Annotated in this window: 15 protein-coding genes and 1 pseudogene; 6 read left to right on the top strand and 10 right to left on the bottom strand. The window is 65.4% G+C overall.

What is annotated here, in order from left to right; genetic code table 11:
* Nucleotides 1-15: 15 nt before the first annotated feature.
* Together H8A92_RS07255 and H8A92_RS07250 are read right to left on the bottom strand one after the other, a co-directional pair.
* The gene (locus tag H8A92_RS07255) at nucleotides 16-1,428 is read right to left on the bottom strand and encodes an MFS transporter (RefSeq protein WP_229195141.1); all 1,413 of its coding nucleotides are present in this window, start codon (nucleotides 1,426-1,428) and stop codon (nucleotides 16-18) included.
* A gap of 125 nt (nucleotides 1,429-1,553) precedes the next feature.
* Complete coding sequence (locus tag H8A92_RS07250; RefSeq protein ID WP_229195140.1) at nucleotides 1,554-2,477, bottom strand: LysR family transcriptional regulator; 924 nt, start codon at nucleotides 2,475-2,477, stop codon at nucleotides 1,554-1,556.
* Between the two features lie 170 nt (nucleotides 2,478-2,647).
* Here H8A92_RS07250 and H8A92_RS07245 point away from each other — a divergent pair, with 170 nt between their 5' ends.
* Nucleotides 2,648-3,820, top strand: a complete 1,173-nt coding sequence (locus H8A92_RS07245) for a CaiB/BaiF CoA transferase family protein (protein WP_229195139.1) — start codon at nucleotides 2,648-2,650, stop codon at nucleotides 3,818-3,820.
* Nucleotides 3,821-3,827: 7 nt separating this feature from the next.
* A complete protein-coding gene (locus H8A92_RS07240; protein ID WP_229195138.1) occupies nucleotides 3,828-4,775 on the top strand; it encodes a beta/alpha barrel domain-containing protein in 948 nt (315 codons plus the stop codon).
* Nucleotides 4,776-4,815: 40 nt separating this feature from the next.
* Here the strand turns inward: H8A92_RS07240 and H8A92_RS07235 are convergent, their stop codons facing one another.
* Together H8A92_RS07235 and H8A92_RS07230 are read right to left on the bottom strand one after the other, a co-directional pair.
* On the bottom strand, nucleotides 4,816-6,414 hold the full coding sequence (locus H8A92_RS07235; protein WP_229195196.1) for a glycosyltransferase family 39 protein: 1,599 nt from the start codon (nucleotides 6,412-6,414) through the stop codon (nucleotides 4,816-4,818).
* Nucleotides 6,415-6,589: 175 nt separating this feature from the next.
* On the bottom strand, nucleotides 6,590-7,465 hold the full coding sequence (locus tag H8A92_RS07230; RefSeq protein ID WP_229195137.1) for a YiiX/YebB-like N1pC/P60 family cysteine hydrolase: 876 nt from the start codon (nucleotides 7,463-7,465) through the stop codon (nucleotides 6,590-6,592).
* A gap of 198 nt (nucleotides 7,466-7,663) precedes the next feature.
* On the opposite strand from H8A92_RS07230, the gene H8A92_RS07225 reads away from it, so the two are divergent.
* On the top strand, nucleotides 7,664-9,061 hold the full coding sequence (locus tag H8A92_RS07225; RefSeq protein WP_229195136.1) for a flavin monoamine oxidase family protein: 1,398 nt from the start codon (nucleotides 7,664-7,666) through the stop codon (nucleotides 9,059-9,061).
* Between the two features lie 187 nt (nucleotides 9,062-9,248).
* Here the strand turns inward: H8A92_RS07225 and H8A92_RS07220 are convergent, their stop codons facing one another.
* Nucleotides 9,249-10,940, bottom strand: a complete 1,692-nt coding sequence (locus H8A92_RS07220) for a sensor domain-containing diguanylate cyclase (RefSeq protein ID WP_229195135.1) — start codon at nucleotides 10,938-10,940, stop codon at nucleotides 9,249-9,251.
* A gap of 108 nt (nucleotides 10,941-11,048) precedes the next feature.
* Here H8A92_RS07220 and H8A92_RS07215 point away from each other — a divergent pair, with 108 nt between their 5' ends.
* Nucleotides 11,049-11,765, top strand: a complete 717-nt coding sequence (locus H8A92_RS07215; protein ID WP_229195134.1) for a YggS family pyridoxal phosphate-dependent enzyme — start codon at nucleotides 11,049-11,051, stop codon at nucleotides 11,763-11,765.
* A 151-nt stretch (nucleotides 11,766-11,916) separates the two neighbouring features.
* Here the strand turns inward: H8A92_RS07215 and H8A92_RS07210 are convergent.
* Both H8A92_RS07210 and H8A92_RS07205 read right to left on the bottom strand, forming a co-directional pair.
* Nucleotides 11,917-12,701, bottom strand: a pseudogene (locus tag H8A92_RS07210) (2-keto-4-pentenoate hydratase).
* A 94-nt stretch (nucleotides 12,702-12,795) separates the two neighbouring features.
* The gene (locus tag H8A92_RS07205; protein WP_229195132.1) at nucleotides 12,796-13,335 is read right to left on the bottom strand and encodes a L,D-transpeptidase family protein; all 540 of its coding nucleotides are present in this window, start codon (nucleotides 13,333-13,335) and stop codon (nucleotides 12,796-12,798) included.
* 242 nt (nucleotides 13,336-13,577) lie between these two features.
* Here H8A92_RS07205 and H8A92_RS07200 point away from each other — a divergent pair, with 242 nt between their 5' ends.
* Together H8A92_RS07200 and H8A92_RS07195 are read left to right on the top strand one after the other, a co-directional pair.
* Nucleotides 13,578-14,264, top strand: coding sequence for a response regulator transcription factor (locus H8A92_RS07200; RefSeq protein WP_016841446.1), 687 nt, complete (start codon nucleotides 13,578-13,580; stop codon nucleotides 14,262-14,264).
* A 57-nt stretch (nucleotides 14,265-14,321) separates the two neighbouring features.
* Nucleotides 14,322-14,762: a Crp/Fnr family transcriptional regulator gene (locus tag H8A92_RS07195; protein ID WP_229187670.1), complete on the top strand. Its 441-nt coding sequence runs from the start codon at nucleotides 14,322-14,324 to the stop codon at nucleotides 14,760-14,762.
* Between the two features lie 153 nt (nucleotides 14,763-14,915).
* Here H8A92_RS07195 and H8A92_RS07190 read toward each other — a convergent pair whose 3' ends face one another.
* The 3 genes from H8A92_RS07190 to H8A92_RS07180 form a co-directional block, all read right to left on the bottom strand.
* The gene (locus tag H8A92_RS07190) at nucleotides 14,916-15,731 is read right to left on the bottom strand and encodes an exodeoxyribonuclease III (RefSeq protein WP_229195131.1); all 816 of its coding nucleotides are present in this window, start codon (nucleotides 15,729-15,731) and stop codon (nucleotides 14,916-14,918) included.
* 153 nt (nucleotides 15,732-15,884) lie between these two features.
* Nucleotides 15,885-16,709 (bottom strand): outer membrane lipoprotein carrier protein LolA, encoded by an 825-nt coding sequence (locus tag H8A92_RS07185; RefSeq protein WP_229195130.1) that lies wholly within the window; start codon nucleotides 16,707-16,709, stop codon nucleotides 15,885-15,887.
* Between the two features lie 99 nt (nucleotides 16,710-16,808).
* Nucleotides 16,809-19,286 carry a DNA translocase FtsK gene (locus H8A92_RS07180; RefSeq protein ID WP_229195129.1) on the bottom strand — a complete coding sequence of 826 codons (2,478 nt, stop codon included), beginning with the start codon at nucleotides 19,284-19,286 and terminating at the stop codon, nucleotides 16,809-16,811.

Below are 19,286 nucleotides of genomic sequence, written 5' to 3'. Positions count from 1 at the left end.
TTCGAGCGGACTGCTCTAGGCGTCGAGCGGCTTGCCGCGGACTTCAGGTCCCCAGACACCGATAGCAATGATCACGACGACCATCGCCGCGGTGATCAGGCCGAACACGCCGCTGACGCCGGCCTCTCGCAACATGAACGCCACGATGAAACCGGAGAAGGTCGCGCTGAGCCGGCTCATCGAATAGACCAGCCCGGCCGCGCGCGCCCGGATCGCGGTCGGGAACACCTCGGTCTGGTAGGCGTGATAGGCGTAGGACAGCGTCATGTTGGCGCCCGTCACCAGCACGCCGCTCAAGATCAGCAGCACCGGCTCCGTAAGCTGCGAGAAGGCCAGGCCGAACACCGAGATCGCGACCGCCGCGCCGCAGATGATCCATTTGCGCTCGAAGCGATCGGCGAAGGTTGCGGCCAGCAGCGGCGCGAGCGGATAGGCGAAGGCGATGATGAAGGAATATTGCAGGCTCTTGGTGACGTTGATGCCCTTCTCGACCAGCAGCGCCGGGACCCAGTTGGAAAAGCCGTAGACGCCGAATGCCTGGCACAGATTGAAGATCATGAAGAGCACGACGAGCGAGGCGTAGGGCGGCCGGAACAGGTCGGCATAGCCGGTTTCAACCGGTGCGCGTGCCGGTGCCATCGTGGCAGTCGGGGCAGGGCGCGATGCGGCCGTACCCGATGCGGCCTCGAGCGTCCGCATGATTGTCTCGGCCTGGGCGACGCGGCCATGCCGGGCGAGCCAGAGCGGGCTTTCCGGCACGTAGAGTCGAAGCACCCAGATGATCATGCTCGCGGCGGCCCCGATCAGCACCACCCAGCGCCAGCCGTCGATGCCGTAAGGCGTGAGCGGCACCAGCCACCACGACAGCGCGGCAACGATCGGCACCGCCGACAGCATCACGGCCTGGTTGATCGCAAAGGCCCGGCCGCGCATCCAGCTCGGCACCAGCTCGGTGATGTAGGCGTCGATGGTGATGACCTCGATGCCGATCCCGATTCCGGCAATGAAGCGCCACAGCAGCAGGCCGCCGGGTGTGGTCTGGCACGCCATGATCACCGACGCCGCGCTGTAGAACAGCAGCGACCAGGTGAAGACGGCCTTGCGCCCGTAGCGATCGGCGAGGAAGCCGAGGCAGAAGGTGCCGATGAACAGGCCGGCGAAGGTCGCCGCGACGAAAGCGCCGATGCCGGAGAAGCCGAAGAACGCCTGCGTCGTCGTGGTCATCAGCCCGCTGCGGGCGAGGCCCGGCGCGATATAGCCGGTGAAGAACAGGTCGTAGATTTCGAAGCAGCCGCCGAGCGAGAGCAGGATCACCAGCCGCCAGACATAGCCGGACGCCGGCAGTACCTCGAGCCGTCGCGAAATCTGGTCCGGTCCGCTTGTCGTGTTGACGCGATCGGCAACCGAGCCGAGTTCGACGGCGCTCATGATGGTCCTCCCGTGTGGTCCAACGGCCGCCTTTCTTGCGAAGGCGTGCCGGTTGTGCATGTTTGGCAGCCGCAAGCCAGAAATCCAGACGAACATATCGAAGCAATCGTTCGATATTTTCGATCTCAGATCAAAAGGGTTGCCTCCCAGGCGCCGCGGCCGACCTGGTCTGCGATCAGGGCGCGGATCAGGCGGCACATTTCCTCCATGACGTAGGTCATCGGGCGGTTGCGCAGGCGGCAAAGATAGAGCGTGCGGGTCAGTTTGGGCTCGATCACTTCGCGCGCGACCAGCAGCCGTGCTTTGAGCGGCTCACTGACGAAGTGCGTCGTCGCGATCGTGCAGCCGAGGCCCGCGGTCAGCGCGCCGATCATGCCGCTGGTCGAATTGAGATGCATGATGGCATTGGCCTCGAGCCGCTTCAGCGGCACGGGGTCATCCAGCAATGCACGCGCCGATAGCCCGTGCCGCAGCAGGATCAGCGGCAGCTGCGCCACTTCCTCGAAGGTGATCGGCGCTTTCTTGCCGACAAGCTTCTCGGTGCCGACGCAGAACATCTGCTCCTCCAGCACCGGTTCGGCGATCAGGTCCTTTTCCGACGGCGGATTGTAGACCAGCGCCAGATCGACCTCGGAGCTCATCAGGTGCAGCAGCGTCGCGCCGGACAGGCTCTCGGTCAGCGACAGCTTCAGGTTCGGATATTTCGTCAGCACGGTCCGCATCAGCGGCACGCCGATCGCCTTCATGCCGGAATTGGCCATGCCGATCGAGATGTCGCCGGCGATCTCGCTGCCGCCCTCCTTGATCTCGCGTTCGGCCGCCGCCATCGCGCGCAGGATGATGCGGGCATGCTCATAGAGCCGCTCGCCCGCCGCGGTCGGTTCCATGCCGCGCGGCTTGCGCTCGAACAGCGGCGTGGCGAACTCCGCTTCGAGATTGGCGATGTGGTGGCTCAGCGCGGACTGCGCGACATTGGCCTGATCCGCCGCCCGCGACAGGTTGCGCTGCTCGTATACCGCGATGAAATAGCGAAGCTGGCGCGAATCCATGGGGTTCAGCGTTCTAGAACGACGAATGCACTATTCGACAGATTATATTTTTCAGATAGCGTGCGGAAGCCTAACCTGCGCCAGTCACAAAGCGTTTTCGAGCGAAGCGGGTACCGGTTCGCTTGAAGAAAACGCGTCTGAACAAGAGCGCGTAGAGCACGGAGAAACCGATGACCGGGAGCGGACTGCCGCTGGAGGGCGTGAGGGTCGTCGAGATGACCCACATGGTGATGGGGCCGACCTGCGGGATGATCCTGGCGCAACTCGGCGCCGAGGTGATCAAGGTCGAACCCCCCGCAGGCGACAAGACCCGCTCGCTCGGCGGCATGGGCGTCTCGTTCTTTCCGCTGTTCAACCGCGGCAAGCGCAGCGTCGTGCTGGATTTCGCCAAGTCCGAGGACCGCGACACGATGCATCGGCTGCTCGCCGGTGCCGACGTGTTTCTGGAGAACTTTCGCGATGGCCAGCTCGACAAGCAGGGGCTCGGCGCCGACGAGCTGCGCGCGAAATATCCGCATCTGATCATCGCCGGCCACAAGGGCTTCCTCTCCGGGCCCTACGATCATCGCCCGGCGCTCGACGAGGTCGTGCAGATGATGTCGGGGCTCGCCGCGATGACCGGCACACGCGACAAGCCGCAACGCGTCGGCTCCTCCGCCAACGACATCATGGGCGGCATGTTCGGGGTGATCTCGATTCTCGCCGCGCTCTATCAGAAGCGCGGCGGCAACCAGACCGGCGCCGAGATCCGCATCGGCCTGTTCGAGAACTGCCTGTTCCTGGTCGCCCAGCACATGGTCGAGTACGAGATGACCGGACGCAAGCCGCGCTCGATGCCGGAGCGCGAGCATGCCTGGCCGATCTACGACATCTTCGATGCCGCCGGCGGCGATCGCATCTTCATCGGCGTCGTCACCGAAGGCCATTGGCAGAGCTTCTGCCGCGAGTTCGGTCTGACGGAATTCGCCGACGATCCGACGTTGCGCTCGACGACGGACCGCATCATGGCGCGCGACCGGATCATCCCGCGCGTCGCCGAGGTGATCAAAGGCTGGAACGTGGCCGACCTCTCGGCCAGGCTCGACGCGCTCAACATCTGCTTCTCGCCGATCAACCGGCCGGAGGATCTGCTCAGGGATCCGCATGTGCTGCGACCCGGCGGCCTCGTTCACAACGTCAATGCCGACGGCAGGCCGTTCCGCGTTCCCGCGCTGCCGCTCGAATGGAACGGCCACAATATCGGCGAAGGCCTGAAAGTGCCGGTGCTTGGCGCCGATACCGAGGCGGTGCGCGCCGAGCTCGCACGACAACAGAAGACTTCATCAACCGGAAACGCTGCGTGAGGCTGACATGACCCGCGTCCACGATATCTATCCCAATGACAGAGTGAGCCTGCGCGAAGTCGGTCTGCGCGACGGCCTGCAGCTGGTGAAGACGTTCCCGTCCACCGCGGCGAAGCAGCGCTGGATTCGCGACGAATATGCCGCGCGCGTGCGGCATTTCGAGGTCGGCTCGTTCCTTCCGGCCAAGACCTTCCCGCAATTCGTCGATGTCCGCGAGATCGTCGCCACCATCGCCGCGCTGCCCGGCGCGCATGGCGTCGCGCTGGCGCTGAACGAGCGCGGCGTCAACGAGGCGCTGGCGTCCGGCGTCGCCGAGATCGCCTCGGTGGTGTCGGCGACCGAGGAGCACAGCCAGGCCAATGCCAACCGCTCGCGCGAATCCGCGATCGATAACATCAAGCGCCTCTGCGAGCTGCGCGACGCCAGCGCGCACAAGCCGCTGGTCAATGCCGCGATCTCGATGGGGCTGGGCTGCTCGATCGTGGGTGCGGTCGATCCGAACGAGGTGCTGCGCCTCACCGAGAAGCTCTACGAGGTCGGCGTCGACATGGTCGCGATCGCCGATACCGTCGGCTATGCCGGGCCGAAGCAGGTCGGCGAGCTGACGCGGGGCGCGGTGAAGATCGCGGGATCGAAGCCGGTCTGCGTGCATCTGCACGACACCCGCGGCATGGGCATCGCCAATGCCTCCGCGGCGCTCGATGAAGGTGCCCGCGTGCTCGACGGCTCGCTCGGTGGCCTCGGTGGCTGCCCGTTCGCGCCGGGCGCCACCGGCAATGTCGTGTTCGAGGACCTCGTCTTCCTCTGCGAGAGCAAGGGATTTCCGACCGGCATCGACCTCGACCGCCTGGTCGAGGTGCGTGCGATCCTGAAATCCGAGATGCCGAACGAACAGCTCTATGGCGGCCTCGCCCGCGCCGGCCTGCCGCGCGGCACCAGGGCGAAGGCGGCGTAGCGAACCCCTTGGCCACGCTCACGCATGGGCCACGTTCTGATCAAATGCGCGGGCGGCGGTTCGAGCTGAACTCCTCGACGTCGGGGTGCATGGCGGGTGGTTCGCGGGTGGGCGGCACGAGCAGCATCACCACCCGCCGTGTATGGCCGAGCCTGCCCAGCAAGGTCGCCGGGGCGTCGAACTCGGAGCGAATGACATCCGCTGCGCGCAATGTCGTGCGCTCCATCCAGCTCAGGCAATCCAGCTGATCGGCGAAGCACAGCGCGGCCCAACCGCGATCGAGCGTGGTCTTGCGCGGCAAGCCCCAGGTGTACTGATAGGCAAACGGCCGGGCATAGAACGGATGATCCGGACTGTAGAAGGCCGTAGCGAAGGCGAGCGCGTCGTCGCCGCTGACGGCGACGAGCGGCGTTCCGGCGGCGTCGCGCCATCGCGCGGTCAGCTCGGTCGCGATTGCATGATAGAAGCCGCGGCCCTCTTCATAGCCGTAGACATTGCGATAGAGGGCATGGAGCGGAGCGCCGACAGTGACCGCGAGAATGGCGAAACCCGCCACCATGACGGTCAGGTTGACCGTGTAGAAGCGTTCGATCGGGTAGCTCGTTGCGCACACGATCAGAACGATGAACAGGAAAAGACCCTGCACCGCCCAGAGCGAGGGCAGGTCGGTGCCGACCGCAAGCGAGACGATCGCCGGAAACACGATGGTGCCGATCGCGACCAGCAGCAGCAGACGGAGCCTTGGGTTGATCGTGCGAAAATCCGTCGGCAGCTGCGCCAGCCGCGGGCCGGCAATGAACACCCAGGTGACCGCCGCGACCGAGAGCGCCGCGATCAGCCCCATGATGAAGTAGGAGACTTCCCATAGCGCGGCGACATGACCGGTGCCGGCATGCGCCAGCGCATAGTCGAACGTCGTCGCGCCGGTCGTGGCGAGCCAGTGCAGATGCGGGCCGAGCACGAGCATGCCGGCCAGCGTCGAGATCCAGGGCGAGGCCGACAGCAGATAGCGCCAGCGATCCGGATGCAGCACGGCCGCGAAGACGAAGCTCGCGATCAGGAAGATCGAATAATATTTGCCGAGCATGGCGATCGCGCAGACGGCGCCGGCTGCGATCGCCCAGCCGGGCTGCCTTGGCGCCTCGAACGCGCGCAGGAAGCAGTAGGTCGCCAGCGGCCAGACCGCCAGCAGCACCGTGTTAGCGTTGAACCGCTGGGCGTGGAATTGGTAGACCGGCAGCAGCATCGACAGCAGCAGGATGATCACCCGCTTCTCGCCGCGGACGAAGCGGCGCGAGATCAGGTCGACCGCCCACAGCGCCACGCCGGCGTTGACCATCGCCATCAGTTGCAGCGACCAATCGGTCAGCGGGAAGAGCGCGGTCCATCCCCGCGTGATCCAGCCCATCAACGGCGGATGCTTGGGGTATCCCCAAGCGAGCTGGCGGCCGAGCGTCCAGGTCTCGAGCACGTCGGGATGGAGGCCGGCGCCGAGATAGGCGATGACGAGATACGCAGTCCAGATCGCGACAAAGAGGGTGAGCAGCAGCGGGATCGACCACCCGGTCTCGATCCCCTCCAGCCACGCGATGAAGGGACGACGCCACCGCGCCGGGTCCTTCTCCGACGCCGCAGCCATCGCCGAGAAATCTATGATCGAAAGCACCGTAAAACTACCGAATGAAACCAAGCCTGAAGCGCGTGCACCCTAGTGATGCAGCAATGCGAACTCAACGACGAAGCCGGGCGATGCGACGAAGGTCTTGGTCGACGCGGCCAACACGCGATTTCTCCGATCCTGACATCGGCGCCCGTCACGCCGGCGCGGTCTCCGCCGCGATCACTTCCGCAGCCGGAAGCGTCGCCTCTTCGTCAGTCGCTTCAGGAACAAGCGGCGGCGATTCTGGAAACACACCGAATTCGCCCGCTACCTCCTGGAGCGGCTTCTGCTTGTCGGCCCAGTGCAGGGCCGTGTAGTCGAAACCGTGCACGATGGTGGGTTTGACGACCTCGAAGTAGGGCGAGATGTCGAAGTCGCGCGGCATGTAGAGCGAGGAATCGCGGATATGCAGGATCTCGCGGCGCGCCTTGCGGCTGGCCGCCCGCGTGATCTTGGGCAGGATCGGATAGCGCACGGCGTCGAACGCCTGCGCGATCAGCGCCGAGCAGATGATCTTGGTCGGATCGCCGGAGCCGAATGCGATCATGCGGCGGCGCCAGCGCTGCGGGATCGGCAACGGAAACAGATAGCGCGCGAGATCGACGATGTTCTTGGTGTCGTAGCCGAAGCCGATGCGGTTGATGGCGTAGCGGCACACCGTGGTGCGGTCCTCGAACGACAGTCCGACCGGACGGCAGAGGCGGGTGTGATAGGCCAGATATTTCGACAGCGGCGCGGAGGTCACGCCTTCGCCGATATTGGCCTCGATCAGCACATGCTGTTCGCCGTCCGGCTCGAACGCGCCGTCGATCGGGCCGACGAACAGCGCAGCGTGCGACCAGGTCGACTGCGTCAGGTATTTGATGATGCCGGAAATCCGGTTGTTGCCCTCGACCAGCAGCACATCGCCGGGCTGCAGGATGCTCCGCAGATGGTCCGGGTCACTCGGCGTGAACGGTTCGTAACCGGGGACTTCCTTCGACAGGTATCCCGCGATCCATTTACCGACGGTATCGAGCATTACGCCCATGGATTCCCCCCAGCGGTTCTACGACCGCTTGTGTTCACTTAATCATGGTCGCAAGCCGTTGCAATTTAGTTCATGCCAACGGCGGATCAATCATGATTGATTTACCATGATGGTTGCTGCGGTCGGTGAGATGCGGCACAGTTCGCGAAGCGTTCCCATTCCCTGCAAGTCCCCGGAAACCATGCCAGAAGCTAAGCCATGACAGTGACCCGCCGCGATTTCCTGTCGGCGTCCGCAGGTTTTGCGCTGGTGCCTGCGCTGGGCGGCCGGGCTGTCGCTGCGCCGCCGCCGCGCGAGGCCGACATCGTCGTGATCGGCGCCGGCGCCGCAGGCATTGCCGCGGCGCGACGGATCGCCGCCGCAAACCGCAAGGTGATCGTGGTCGAGGCTGCGAGCCAGGTCGGCGGCCGCTGCCAGACCGATGCGTCGACATTCGGCGTCCCGTTCGACCGTGGCGCGCGCTGGATGCACAATCCTGAAACCAATCCGATGATCCGGCTCGCGCGCTCCGCCGGCCTCGACATCGTCACCGCGCCCGCGGGCCAGAAGATCCGCATCGGCCGGCGCAACGCCCGTCCCGGCGAGACCGAGGAATTCTTGGCGGCGCTGGTGCGTGCCAATCGCGCCATCGACGATGCGGCGCGCAAGGCCGATATCGCCTGTGCCGCAGCGATGCCGAAGGATCTCGGCGATTGGGCCGGCACCGCGGAATTCCTGCTCGGCGCCAATTTCAGCGGCAAGGATCTGAAGGACCTCTCCGCCGCCGACAAGGTGCGCGCGCAGGATCGCAACACCGCGATCGCGTGCCGCCAGGGGCTCGGCGCATTGATCGCAAAGCTCGGCGAGGGGCTGCCGCTGGTGCTGTCGACGCCGGCACAGCGCATCCTGTGGAGCAACCGCGACGTGATGGTCGAGACGCCCTCCGGCAAGATCACGGCGCGCGCCGCCATCGTCACCGTGTCGAGCAATGTGCTCGCCAGCGGCAATATCAAGTTTGCACCCGAGCTTCCGAAGCGTGCGCTGGATGCCGCCGCCAAGCTGACCCTCGGCAGCTACGACCGCATCGCGCTGCAGATCCCCGGCAATCCGCTCGGGCTGTCGCGTGACGACGTCGTCATCGAGCAGAGCAATTCGACCAGGACGGCGCTGCTCTACGGCAATATCGCCGGCTCCTCGCTGTGCACGATCGACGTCGCGGGTTCGTTCGGCCGCGACCTGTCCGCGCAGGGCGAGCAGGCGATGGCTGCGTTCGCGGTGGAATGGCTGGCCAGGCTCTATGGCAGCGAGGTCGGTGCCGCCGTGAAGAAGACCAGCACGACGCGCTGGAATGCACAGCCCTTCATTCAAGGTGCGATGTCGGCCGCAGCACCCGGCGCACAGTTTTCGCGCAGGATCCTGAGCGAGCCGATCGGCGCGATGTATCTCGCGGGCGAGGCCACGCATGAGACGCTGTGGGGCACGGTCGACGGCGCCTGGGAGAGCGGCGAACGCGCCGCCGACGCCGCGTTGCGCAGGATCGGTGGCGTGAAGGAGGCAACGCCGGAGCCGGCCGCGCCCGCCGCCAAACACAAGCGCCGCGCTCCGCCGGGCCGATGAATTGATCAGGGGAGGTGACGGCTGAAGCGTGGCCGGCTCCGCCGTGGTGCGTGCGGTGGTCGCAAGTGCTGCCGCGCAATAGGCGTCGTCCCTGCGAAGAGAGCAGGGACCCATACGCCGCAGCATAAACGCGGACACGCGAACCGGTGTCCACGTCGCTCGAAAACGCACTGATACAGGCAGCGCCTCAGCTCGCCAGGGCCATCCCGGCTTCGTCCAGCGTCTGCAGGAAGCCGTGCTCGATCACGGCATTCCGGCCGCGGCGCTTGGCGGCGTAGAGGGCGGCATCGGCGGCTTCGATCAGGTCGCCGGGGCGCTGGGTGTCGTTCGGCTTGGTCGTGGCGACGCCGACGCTGACGGTCACTACGCAATAGCTCGAGGGCGCATGCGGCACGGCGAGGCCGAGCACCGCTGATCGCACCGTCTCGCCGATGGCGAGCGCATGCGCGGCATCGGTGTTCGGCAGCAACAGGCAGAACTCCTCGCCGCCATAGCGGCCGGCAAAGCCCATCGTGTCGGCGGCGATTCCGGACAGCACCTCGCCGATCCTGGTAAGGCAGGCGTCGCCTTCGGGATGGCCGTAGGTGTCGTTGTAGAGCTTGAAGTGATCGACATCGATCATCATCAGCGACAGCTCGCATTCATACTGCTGTGCCCGCATCCATTCGAAGTCGAGCCGGCTCTGGAAACCACGGCGGTTGGCGAGGCCGGACAGTGCGTCGATCGACGCCATCACCGTGAGACGATCGTTGGAGGCGACCAGCTCGCGCTCGCGCTGGCTGAGCTGGGCCGCCATCGCGTTGAAGGCGCGCGCCAGCGGCACGAATTCCGAAGGCAGCTTGTGCTTGGCGACGCGTGCCGACCAGTCGCCTTCGCCGAACCGCCGCGCCATGCCGGTCATCAGCTCGATCGGATGGATCACGAGCCGCTCCGCGCCGACGAGCGCACCCAACAAAACGAAAAGGCAGACGAAGCCGAGCTGCAGATAGGCGGTGCGGATCTCGCGGTTGATCGCCGCCGTCACCTTGGCCTCGTCCATGCTGACGATCAGCCGGGACTGCGTCCCGGCGATGCGGGCGAAGCTCAGCGTGCGCTGCGCGCCGTCGGACGCGGTGAACGACACCGAGCCGGACGGCTCGTCGTAGCTCAGCGCCTTCTCCGCAATCGCCGACATCAGCGGGATGGTGTCGAGCGAGCGGCCGATCAGGCTCGCATGGTCGGCGGGCGCCGCGACCACGACGCCGGTCGAGTCGACCAGCACGGCCGACATGCCGGGCTGGCCGCCGAGATTAGCCATGATCTGCGACAGCCAGTCGATGTTGATGCCGGAGACGACGACGGAATCCAGCTCCGGATTGATCGCGGCCACCGGATAGGCGGCCATCATCATCGGCCGGCCGTTGGTCCTGCCGCGCAGATAGTCGCTGAACACGAAGCCGCGGTTGTCCTGCGCCTTCTTGAAATATTCGCGGTCGCCGACATTGAGCCCGACCTGGCTGTTGAGCGTGGAGCACTGCACGAGCCCGTCCCTGGAGACGAACATGATGCTGCGGATCCAGGGCAGCACCGTCGGCAGGCTGGCGCGCAGCACTTCGCAGCTCTGCGCAATGCCGCCGGAGGCGCGGATATAGGCGGCGGACTTCAGCATGGTCTCGACCGAGGAGACCACCTCGCGCTGGGTTTCGGCGGCCTGCGCGGTGAGGCTGGCATACCCTGCCGAGGCTTGTGCGATCTGCTTGCTGCGGGAATCTTCCAGCGTGCGGACGCGATCGAGCATCAGGGGCGCGACCAGCATCAGCGCAAGCAAGGCCAGCCGGGCACGAATGCCCAGAACCTTCTTGAGTCTGACCCGGTTGCGGTTGAAAGTGACGCCCGACATTCTATTCCCTTGCCCGGGCGCAGGGTAAAATGCAGGGCTTCAAAAAGCCTTTCCCGAATTTGGTAAAATTCGAGCCAACCCCCGCACCTGTCAGAGAACGGCACAAGCATGACGCAAAGCCCGACCACGCCGTTATCGGCCGATTCACCACATGACCCTGCCTTTGGCCTCTCCGTCGTGGAGCAGGAGATCGCTCATGCCTGCAAGGAAGCGCGACGCGACCGCGCCTCGGTGACCCTGATCGCGGTGTCGAAGACCTTCGCAGCCGACGCAATTTTGCCGATTATCGACGCCGGACAGCGCGTATTTGGCGAAAACCGCGTGCAGGAGGCCAAAGGCAAGTGGCCGGAGTTAATCCAGGCCAACCCGGGCTTGAAGCTGCATCTGATCGGGCCGTTGCAGTCCAACAAGGCCAAGGAGGCGGTCGCGCTGTTCGATGCGATCCATTCGGTCGACCGCGCGAGCATTTGCGAAGCGTTAGCCAAGGAAATCAAAACTCAGCAAAAGCACCCGGAACTGTTCGTCCAGATCAATACCGGCGAGGAGCCGCAGAAGGCCGGCGTCGCACCGCAGGACGCCGATACCTTCATCGCGGCGTGCCGCGACAGATACGGGCTGCAGATCGCTGGCCTGATGTGCATCCCGCCGGTCGACCAGGCGCCGGCGCCGCACTTTGCGCTCTGCGCCAAGATCGCTGCGCGCAATGGGCTGACAAATCTGTCGATGGGGATGAGCGCCGATTTCGCCGTGGCGATCGCGATGGGCGCCACCCATGTGCGGGTGGGGTCGGCGATTTTCGGCACGAGAACGAAGCCGCATAACTGAAGCCGCATAACGAGTGTCGTCCCTGCGAAAGCAGGGACCCATACGCCGCGGCCACTGCAAGGGGCACGCGGCCAGATCGGCGGGCAACAACTAACCTCGGTGGTTATGGGTCCCTGCTTTCGCAGGGACGACAGCAGCGTGTGTGGCGAGCCTACGCGAACTTCACCGACACCTTTCCGATCGCGCCGAAATCGGCCGCGAACACGTCGCCGGCGGCGATCGGGAGCGGGGGGTGGCACGTGCCTGTGGTGACCACCTCGCCCGCCCGCAACGTCAGTCCGAGCGCGCGCAGTTCGTTGGCGCACCAGGCGAGCGCTGCGCGGGGATCGCCGAGCACGTTCTTGCCGTGGCCGATGTAACGCTCGCCGCGCAGCGTGATGATCGGGCGTTCCTCGACCAGGTCGATCGCGCGCCAGTCTGCGGACGTTGCGCGTCCGAGCACGAACAGATGCGCGCAGGCATTGTCGGCGATCAGCTGCGCCTCGCCGGCGGCGACGAAGTCTGTGAAACGCGAATCCGGAATCTCGATCGCCGGATGCAGTGTGTCGACCACCTCCAGCACCTCCTGCGCGCTGTAGGGCGTGGTGCGCGGTGTGAGATCACGCGCCATGCGGAATGCGTATTCGGGCTCGCCGACGCGCATCTCGTTGCCCGTCATCGACGCAGTGCCGCCATCCGGTATCAACGTCTCCGCAAGGATACGCCCGGCGAGCGGTCCGGCAACATTGATGTGCTTCTGGCCCGCCGCGCTGGTTGCCGCGATCTTCCAGCCAAACAGTTTTTCGCGCGATGTCTGTTCCAGCCAAGCCTGCACCGCATAGCCCTCGGCGCGATCGCGTGGCCGCATTGTGCCGTCGAGTGCGCCGAGCTTTGTTCCGGCATGCCAATGCCCGTGCAGAACTTTTGCGCGGCCGCGATCTGGTTGTTGTCGAGCATGTCGGTTCGCTCCCGCGGGAATGTTTTTGTCTTGCGCGCGATCTCAGCACAAACGCGTCGCGCTTGTCGCGTGGGAAAACCGATGCTCAGTTCTCTACTCAATGATGATCCTTGTCTGCGGCGACATCCGCCGCAACAGCCGCAGCATCGATGCCTTGGTCATCGAGACGCAGCCTGCGGTCGGCGCGAAATTCGGCCGCGCCAGATGCAGGAACACGGCGCTGCCGCGGCCGGCGACGCGCGGTGCGGCGTTGTGGTCGATCTCGACGATGAAGTCGTAGAGATGATCCTCGCGCGTCAGGCGGTCGCCGCCTTGCTCCCGGTCGAGCCGGATCGGCTGGTTGTAATGGCGGTCAGCGGGATCCTCGCACCAGGCATCCTCGCGACGGATCGGCCGGGTCGGCAGCAAGGTCGGCGGGCGCCGGTGCCGGTCGGCGCGCCACCAGAGTTGCCGCGGATGGAAGATGCCGCGCGGCGTGCCGCCGTCACCCTCGCGCTTGTTGGCGAGGATTCCGCCGCGTCCGAGTGCGACGGGAACCGTCCAGCCGTCGGCCGTCAGCCAGCCCCGGCGCGGGTCGCCGGCGGCGCTGCGGACCTCGATCGAGGAAAGCGGGCGATCACGTTTGGCTGTCATATAAGTGATTGAAATAGCTGATCTTCCCTCAAGAATCGTTCCAAACTGAACTTGCCTTTGAAGCCCCAAACATTCTATCTCCCGGGATTACAGGACATTCACGTCCTGCCTCGCCGGATTTGAGGTAGACTGAGTTGCCTTGTGAATCGGTAACGACGGCCTACCTGAGGACGTATCTAGCCGATGCTACGGCCATAAGCGCCCTCCGCTTCTGACCGCCCCGCCCCCGAAGGATTGTACCTATGGCCAATGCCCGCAAGATCTTGATCGTGGATGACGATACCGATCTGCGCGATACGCTGGTCGAGCAGCTGTCCCTGCACGAGGAATTCGAAGCCTCGGCAGTCGATACCGGCGCCAAGGGCGCCACTGCCGCCAAAGCCAATTCCCCCGATCTGGTCTTGATGGACGTCGGCCTGCCCGACACCGACGGCCGCGAAGTGGTCCGCTCGCTTCGCAAGGGCGGCTTCAAGGCCCCGATCATCATGCTGACCGGCCACGACACCGATTCCGATACGATCCTCGGCCTGGAAAGCGGTGCCAACGATTATGTCGCCAAGCCGTTCCGCTTCGCGGTGCTGCTGGCCCGAATCCGGGCGCAGCTGCGCCAGCATGAGGCCAGCGAGGACGCGGTGTTCTCGGTCGGCCCCTACTCGTTCCGGCCCGGCTCCAAGATGCTCACCGGCGCCAATGCCCGCAAGGTGCGGCTGACCGAAAAGGAAACCGCGATCCTGCGCTTCCTCTACCGCGCCGGCCAGATGCCGGTGTCGCGCGAGACCCTGCTCCAGGAAGTCTGGGGCTACAATTCCGGCGTCACCACCCACACGTTGGAAACCCACATCTATCGCCTCCGCCAGAAGATCGAGAAGGACGCCGCTAACCCGGAAATCCTGGTCACGGAAGCCGGTGGCTACAAGCTGGTGCCGTGATACGCTTCGCGCTCAACGATTCGTGAAATCGAGGCGCACCGCGGTTACCGGCCCTGAATGTCGATCGATGATGACGTAGCCCTGCTCGAGCGGGTCCCGACGATGCGTCTGTTGGGCGACAGCTCCTTGCGCATGCTGGCGATCGGCTCCGAGCAACGCGATTTCAACGCAGGCGAGGTGCTGTTCAAGACCGGCGACACTGCGGACGCCGGCTATGTCGTGCAGCGCGGCACCTTCCGCGTCGAGGAAGGCGGCGCCGAGGTCATCGCGGGCCCCGGCGCGCTGATCGGCGAACTCGCATTGATCGTCGCGATGAAGCGGCCCTCGACCGCGACCGCACTGGAGCGCGGTTCGGTGATTCGCGTCGCGCGCAGCCTGTTCCAGCGCGTGCTGGAAAGCGATCCGGCCGCAGCCCGCCGCCTGCGCGACGAGCTCGCGCTGCGCACCAGCCAGCTCGCGAGCGATATTCTGATGGCGGGCGGCAAGCTGAGTACGTAGCTCTCGCCGCTGAGACACATCCGTAATCCGTCAGCCTGAGGTGCGAGCGGAGCGAGCCTCGAAGGATGCACGGCCGGGCTCGTGGCCGTCGACCCTTCGAGACGCGCTTCGCGCTCCTCAGGGTGACGGATCACATTGGTCTTTAGCCGTAGATTAAACCTCCATCACCGCCGTGACCGGCACGTGATCCGACGGGCGCTCCCAGCTGCGGGCGTCGCGGGTGATCTTGAAGTCGCTGACGTGATCCTTCAGCGCGCGCGAGACCCAGATGTGATCGAGCCGGCGGCCGCGGTCGCCGACGGTCCAGTCCGCGGCGCGGTAGCTCCACCAGGTGTAGACCTTTTCCGACATCGGGATCCGCTCGCGCGCGATGTCGAACCATTCGCCATGCGCTTGCGCTGCGAGCAGCTTCTCGGTCTCGACCGGCGTATGCGAGACGACCTTCAACAGCTGCTTGTGCGACCACACGTCGTTCTCGTGCGGCGCGACGTTGAGGTCGCCGACCAGGATGTGGCGGTCGTCGCCGCGCGGATGCAGCGGTTCGCAAGCCTTCATCTCGTCGAGGAATTGCAGCTTGTGCTCGAACTTCGGGTTGAGCGCGGGATCGGGAATGTCGCCGCCGGCCGGCACGTAGAAATTATGCAGCACCAGCGGTTTTGAAAGCTGCGCCTTTTCGCCGAACGAAACCGAGATGTGCCGCGAGTCGATCTTGTCGCAGAACGTCCTGACGCCGGTAGTCTCGAACGGCAGCCGCGAGACGATGGCGACGCCGTGATAGCCCTTCTGTCCGTTCAGCGCGACGTGCTCATAGCCGAGCCGCTTGAAGCGCTTCAGCGGAAACGCGTCGTCGATGCATTTGGTTTCCTGCAGGCACAGCACATCCGGCCGCGCGCTCTTCAGGAACTTGGCGACGATGTCGATGCGCAGGCGCACCGAGTTGATGTTCCAGGTGGTGACGGAGAACCGCATGAGAACCGCCTCTTAGCACGGTTCTCGCGGCGGATCGGCGCGTTGTCCACAAGCAACGGTGCGTAGGGTGGGTTAGCGCAGCGTAACCCGCCATGCTTGCGCGGAGGGAATGGCGGGTTACGCCTTCGGCTAACCCGCCCTACGGCATCTCGCTTAGCCCGGCGAGGTGCCGGGATAGGTCGTGAAGTCGATCTTGAACAGCCCCGGGTCGGGCTTCTGCGTCGCGTCGAGATTGTAGACGGCTACCGTCGTGTCGTAGCCCTGCGGATCGGTGACGGTCCACTGCTTGAGCTTGCCGTCCTTGGCGCCGATCATCAGCAGGAAGCGGCTGGTGCCGACCAGCGCCTGCTTCTCCTCGATCGTGATGCTGACGAACACGTCGTCGGCCGTGACGCTGATGACGTTGGTGTCCTTCATCAGGTCGATGCGGTCCGACAGCAGATAGCGCAGCGGGGTCTGCGACAGCGGATAGACGTCTTGCGTCGCGAGCCTGCGGTCGCGCACCGCGACCGACGAGCCGTCGGCGATCACTTCGATGGTGCTCGGGTCGTCATATTCGAAGCGCAGCTTGCCCGGCTTCTGAATGTAGAAATCGCCTTTGGTCTTGGTGCCGTCGGGGCCGACCTGAACGAAATTCCCGACCAGGGTTTGCAGCGACGACAGATAGGCCGAGACCTTGGCGGCCTGCGCCTTCTGGTTGGCGTCGAAGGTCTGGAAGATGTTGGCGGGGACGTTGCGGCGCGGATCGGGAATCACCGGGTTCGGCGGTGCCTGGGTGGCGCCTGTGGTGGTCGGGCCCTTGTCGGCATTGCTCTGAGCGCCGGCGTCCTTCGCAGCGTCCTTGGCCTTCGGCGCAGCCTTAGGGGCGGCGGGCTTCGGCGGCGGGGCATTCTGCGCAGTCGCGCCGCCGGCGATCGCGGCGGTGACGAGAAGAGCCAGCGCAGTGCGCGCGCCGCGGTCAATAAGTTGTTTTGCCATCAGATATTCAGGTCTCTGTTCGACGCTCGTCCCGCTTGGCCGGATTTTATCCCGCCTCTTCCGAGGGAGATATGGTTTTTCCGTGATGATCGCCCCCGATCAGAACTGGCCTTCTTCCTCCCCGACCAGGATTTCGCGCTTTCCGGCGTGATTCGCCGGGCCGACGATGCCCTCCAGTTCCATCCGCTCCATCAGCGAGGCGGCGCGGTTGTAGCCGATCTGCAGCCGGCGCTGGATGTAGGAGGTCGAAGCCTTGCGGTCGCGCTTGACGATCGCAACCGCCTGCGTGAACAGATCGCCGCCGCCGTCGCCACCCATGCCGGTGGCATCGAACACGGCGCCGTCCTCGTCGGTCGGCTCTTCCGCGGTGACGGCTTCGAGATATTCCGGCTGTCCCTGCGTCTTGAGGTGGCGCACCACCTTCTCGACTTCCTCGTCGGAGGCAAACGGGCCATGGACGCGGCTGATGCGGCCGCCGCCGGCCATGTAGAGCATGTCGCCCTGGCCGAGCAGCTGCTCGGCGCCCATCTCGCCCAGGATGGTGCGGCTGTCGATCTTCGACGTCACCTGGAAGGCGATGCGGGTCGGGAAGTTCGCCTTGATTGTGCCGGTGATGACGTCGACCGATGGACGCTGTGTGGCGAGGATCACATGCAGGCCGGCGGCGCGCGCCATCTGCGCGAGGCGCTGCACCGCGCCTTCGATGTCCTTGCCGGCGACCATCATCAGGTCCGCCATTTCGTCGACGATGATGACGATGTAGGGCAGCGGCTCGAGGTCGAGCTTCTCTTCCTCGTAGATCGCCTTGCCGGTCTCCTTGTCGAAACCGGTGTGCACGGTGCGCGTCAGCTCTTCGCCCTTGGCCTTGGCTTCGACGAGGCGTTGGTTGTAGCCGTCGATGTTGCGCACGCCGAGCTTGGCCATCCGCTTGTAGCGCTCTTCCATCTCGCGCACGGCCCATTTCAGCGCCACCACCGCCTTCTTCGGGTCGGTGACGACAGGCGTCAGCAGATGCGGGATGCCGTCATAGACGGAGAGTTCGAGCATCTTCGGATCGACCATGATCAGGCGGCACTGATCCGGGCGCAGCCGGTAGACCAGGCTCAGGATCATGGTGTTGATCGCGACCGATTTGCCGGAGCCGGTGGTACCGGCGATCAGCATATGCGGCGTGCGCGCGAGGTCGATGATCACGGGATCGCCGCCGATCGTCTTGCCGAGGCACAGCGGCAGCTTTGCCACTGACTCGGTGCTCTCCTTGGCGACCAGGAGCTCGCGCAGATAGACCTTCTCGCGATGCGCGTTCGGCAGCTCGATGCCGATCGCGTTGCGGCCGGCGACCACGGCGACGCGGGCCGACAGCGCGCTCATCGAACGCGCAATGTCGTCGGACAGTCCGATCACGCGCGACGATTTGATGCCGGGCGCGGGCTCGAGCTCGTACAGCGTGACCACCGGGCCCGGATTGGCCTTGACGATCTCGCCGCGCACGCCGAAGTCCTGCAGCACGCCTTCGAGCGAGCGCGAATTGGCCTCCAGCTCGGCCTTGCTCAGCGGCTGGCGATCGCTCGCCTTCGGTGCGCTGAGCACGGAGACCGACGGCAGCTCGAACTTGTCGGAATTCTTCTTCTTCGGCTTCGGCTCGGCCTTCTTGCGTGGCGCGCGCGCGACGGGAGCTTCCTCCTCCTCGTCCTCTTCTTCCTCGTCGAAGGCCTCAGCCTCGTCTTCGTCCTCGTCGTGATCGTCATGCGCGGGCGCGATCGAGGGCGCCGCGCGGCCGCCGCTGATATTGGGCTCCTGGCGCTCGAATGCGGCGCTGCGGCCCTGCGCTCCGCTCGACACCAGCGATTTGTAGGCGGTGGTGAACAGCCAGCCGAGCCGGGCCTTGGCGCTCATCAGCGCGTGGAACAGCCAGCCGAGCGAGACCGAGCTGCGGTCCTCATCCTCCTCGACGAACGGCTCGTCGTCGTCGGAGATCGGCGTCAGTTCCTCGTCCTGCTCCTTGGCGCCCCAGCCGCAGGCGAACAGGAAGCATGCCGCCATTGCGACGAACAGAATCAGGCCGAGCACGACGCGGTAGATGAAACCGGGCGGGCCGAACACCACGGCGGGTGCGCGCAGCAGCGCATCGCCGACCACGCCGCCGAGTCCGGTCGGCAGCGGCCATGCGGTGTTGTGCGGCCAGCAGCTGGCGAAACCCGCCGCGATCACCGTGCACAGGATCCAGCAGCCGAGCCGCAGCGCTTCGCGGTCGAACGGACGGTGCGTCAGCATCCGCCAGCCCCAGACCGCGACCGGCAGCAGCAGCATGATCGCGCCGAGGCCGAGGATCTGCATCAGGAGGTCGGCGCCGATCGCGCCGGGATAGCCGAGCACGTTGCGGATCGCGCGCGAGGTGGCGTGACTGAGCGACGGATCCTGCACCGACCAGGTCATCAGCGCAGCCGTGATGGCGCCCGACAGCGCGATCAGGCCGAGTCCGGTGAGCTCGCGCAACCGTCGCGCCAGCGCCTCGCGCAACGAGAGCGGCAGATGGCCGACCAGGGGGATGACACGTTCGATCGCTGGCATACTCAA

Source organism: Bradyrhizobium acaciae (assembly GCF_020889785.1).
In the GTDB taxonomy this organism is placed as follows: domain Bacteria; phylum Pseudomonadota; class Alphaproteobacteria; order Rhizobiales; family Xanthobacteraceae; genus Bradyrhizobium; species Bradyrhizobium acaciae.
The sequence above is the reverse complement of the archived record's forward strand: the minus strand, read 5'-3'. Positions and strand labels throughout refer to the sequence as shown.

Excerpts from the sequence above, each read along its gene's own strand:
- H8A92_RS07235 (WP_229195196.1), bottom strand. The coding sequence starts at position 6,414 with ATGGCTGCGGCGTCGGAGAAGGACCCGGCGCGGTGGCGTCGTCCCTTC.
- H8A92_RS07205 (WP_229195132.1), bottom strand. The coding sequence starts at position 13,335 with ATGACAGCCAAACGTGATCGCCCGCTTTCCTCGATCGAGGTCCGCAGC.
- H8A92_RS07190 (WP_229195131.1), bottom strand. The coding sequence starts at position 15,731 with ATGCGGTTCTCCGTCACCACCTGGAACATCAACTCGGTGCGCCTGCGC.
- H8A92_RS07185 (WP_229195130.1), bottom strand. The coding sequence starts at position 16,709 with ATGGCAAAACAACTTATTGACCGCGGCGCGCGCACTGCGCTGGCTCTT.
- H8A92_RS07255 (WP_229195141.1), bottom strand. The coding sequence starts at position 1,428 with ATGAGCGCCGTCGAACTCGGCTCGGTTGCCGATCGCGTCAACACGACA.
- H8A92_RS07220 (WP_229195135.1), bottom strand. The coding sequence starts at position 10,940 with ATGTCGGGCGTCACTTTCAACCGCAACCGGGTCAGACTCAAGAAGGTT.
- H8A92_RS07250 (WP_229195140.1), bottom strand. The coding sequence starts at position 2,477 with ATGGATTCGCGCCAGCTTCGCTATTTCATCGCGGTATACGAGCAGCGC.
- H8A92_RS07225 (WP_229195136.1), top strand. The coding sequence starts at position 7,664 with ATGACAGTGACCCGCCGCGATTTCCTGTCGGCGTCCGCAGGTTTTGCG.
- H8A92_RS07245 (WP_229195139.1), top strand. The coding sequence starts at position 2,648 with ATGACCGGGAGCGGACTGCCGCTGGAGGGCGTGAGGGTCGTCGAGATG.
- H8A92_RS07200 (WP_016841446.1), top strand. The coding sequence starts at position 13,578 with ATGGCCAATGCCCGCAAGATCTTGATCGTGGATGACGATACCGATCTG.
- H8A92_RS07240 (WP_229195138.1), top strand. The coding sequence starts at position 3,828 with ATGACCCGCGTCCACGATATCTATCCCAATGACAGAGTGAGCCTGCGC.
- H8A92_RS07230 (WP_229195137.1), bottom strand. The coding sequence starts at position 7,465 with ATGGGCGTAATGCTCGATACCGTCGGTAAATGGATCGCGGGATACCTG.
- H8A92_RS07215 (WP_229195134.1), top strand. The coding sequence starts at position 11,049 with ATGACGCAAAGCCCGACCACGCCGTTATCGGCCGATTCACCACATGAC.
- H8A92_RS07195 (WP_229187670.1), top strand. The coding sequence starts at position 14,322 with ATGTCGATCGATGATGACGTAGCCCTGCTCGAGCGGGTCCCGACGATG.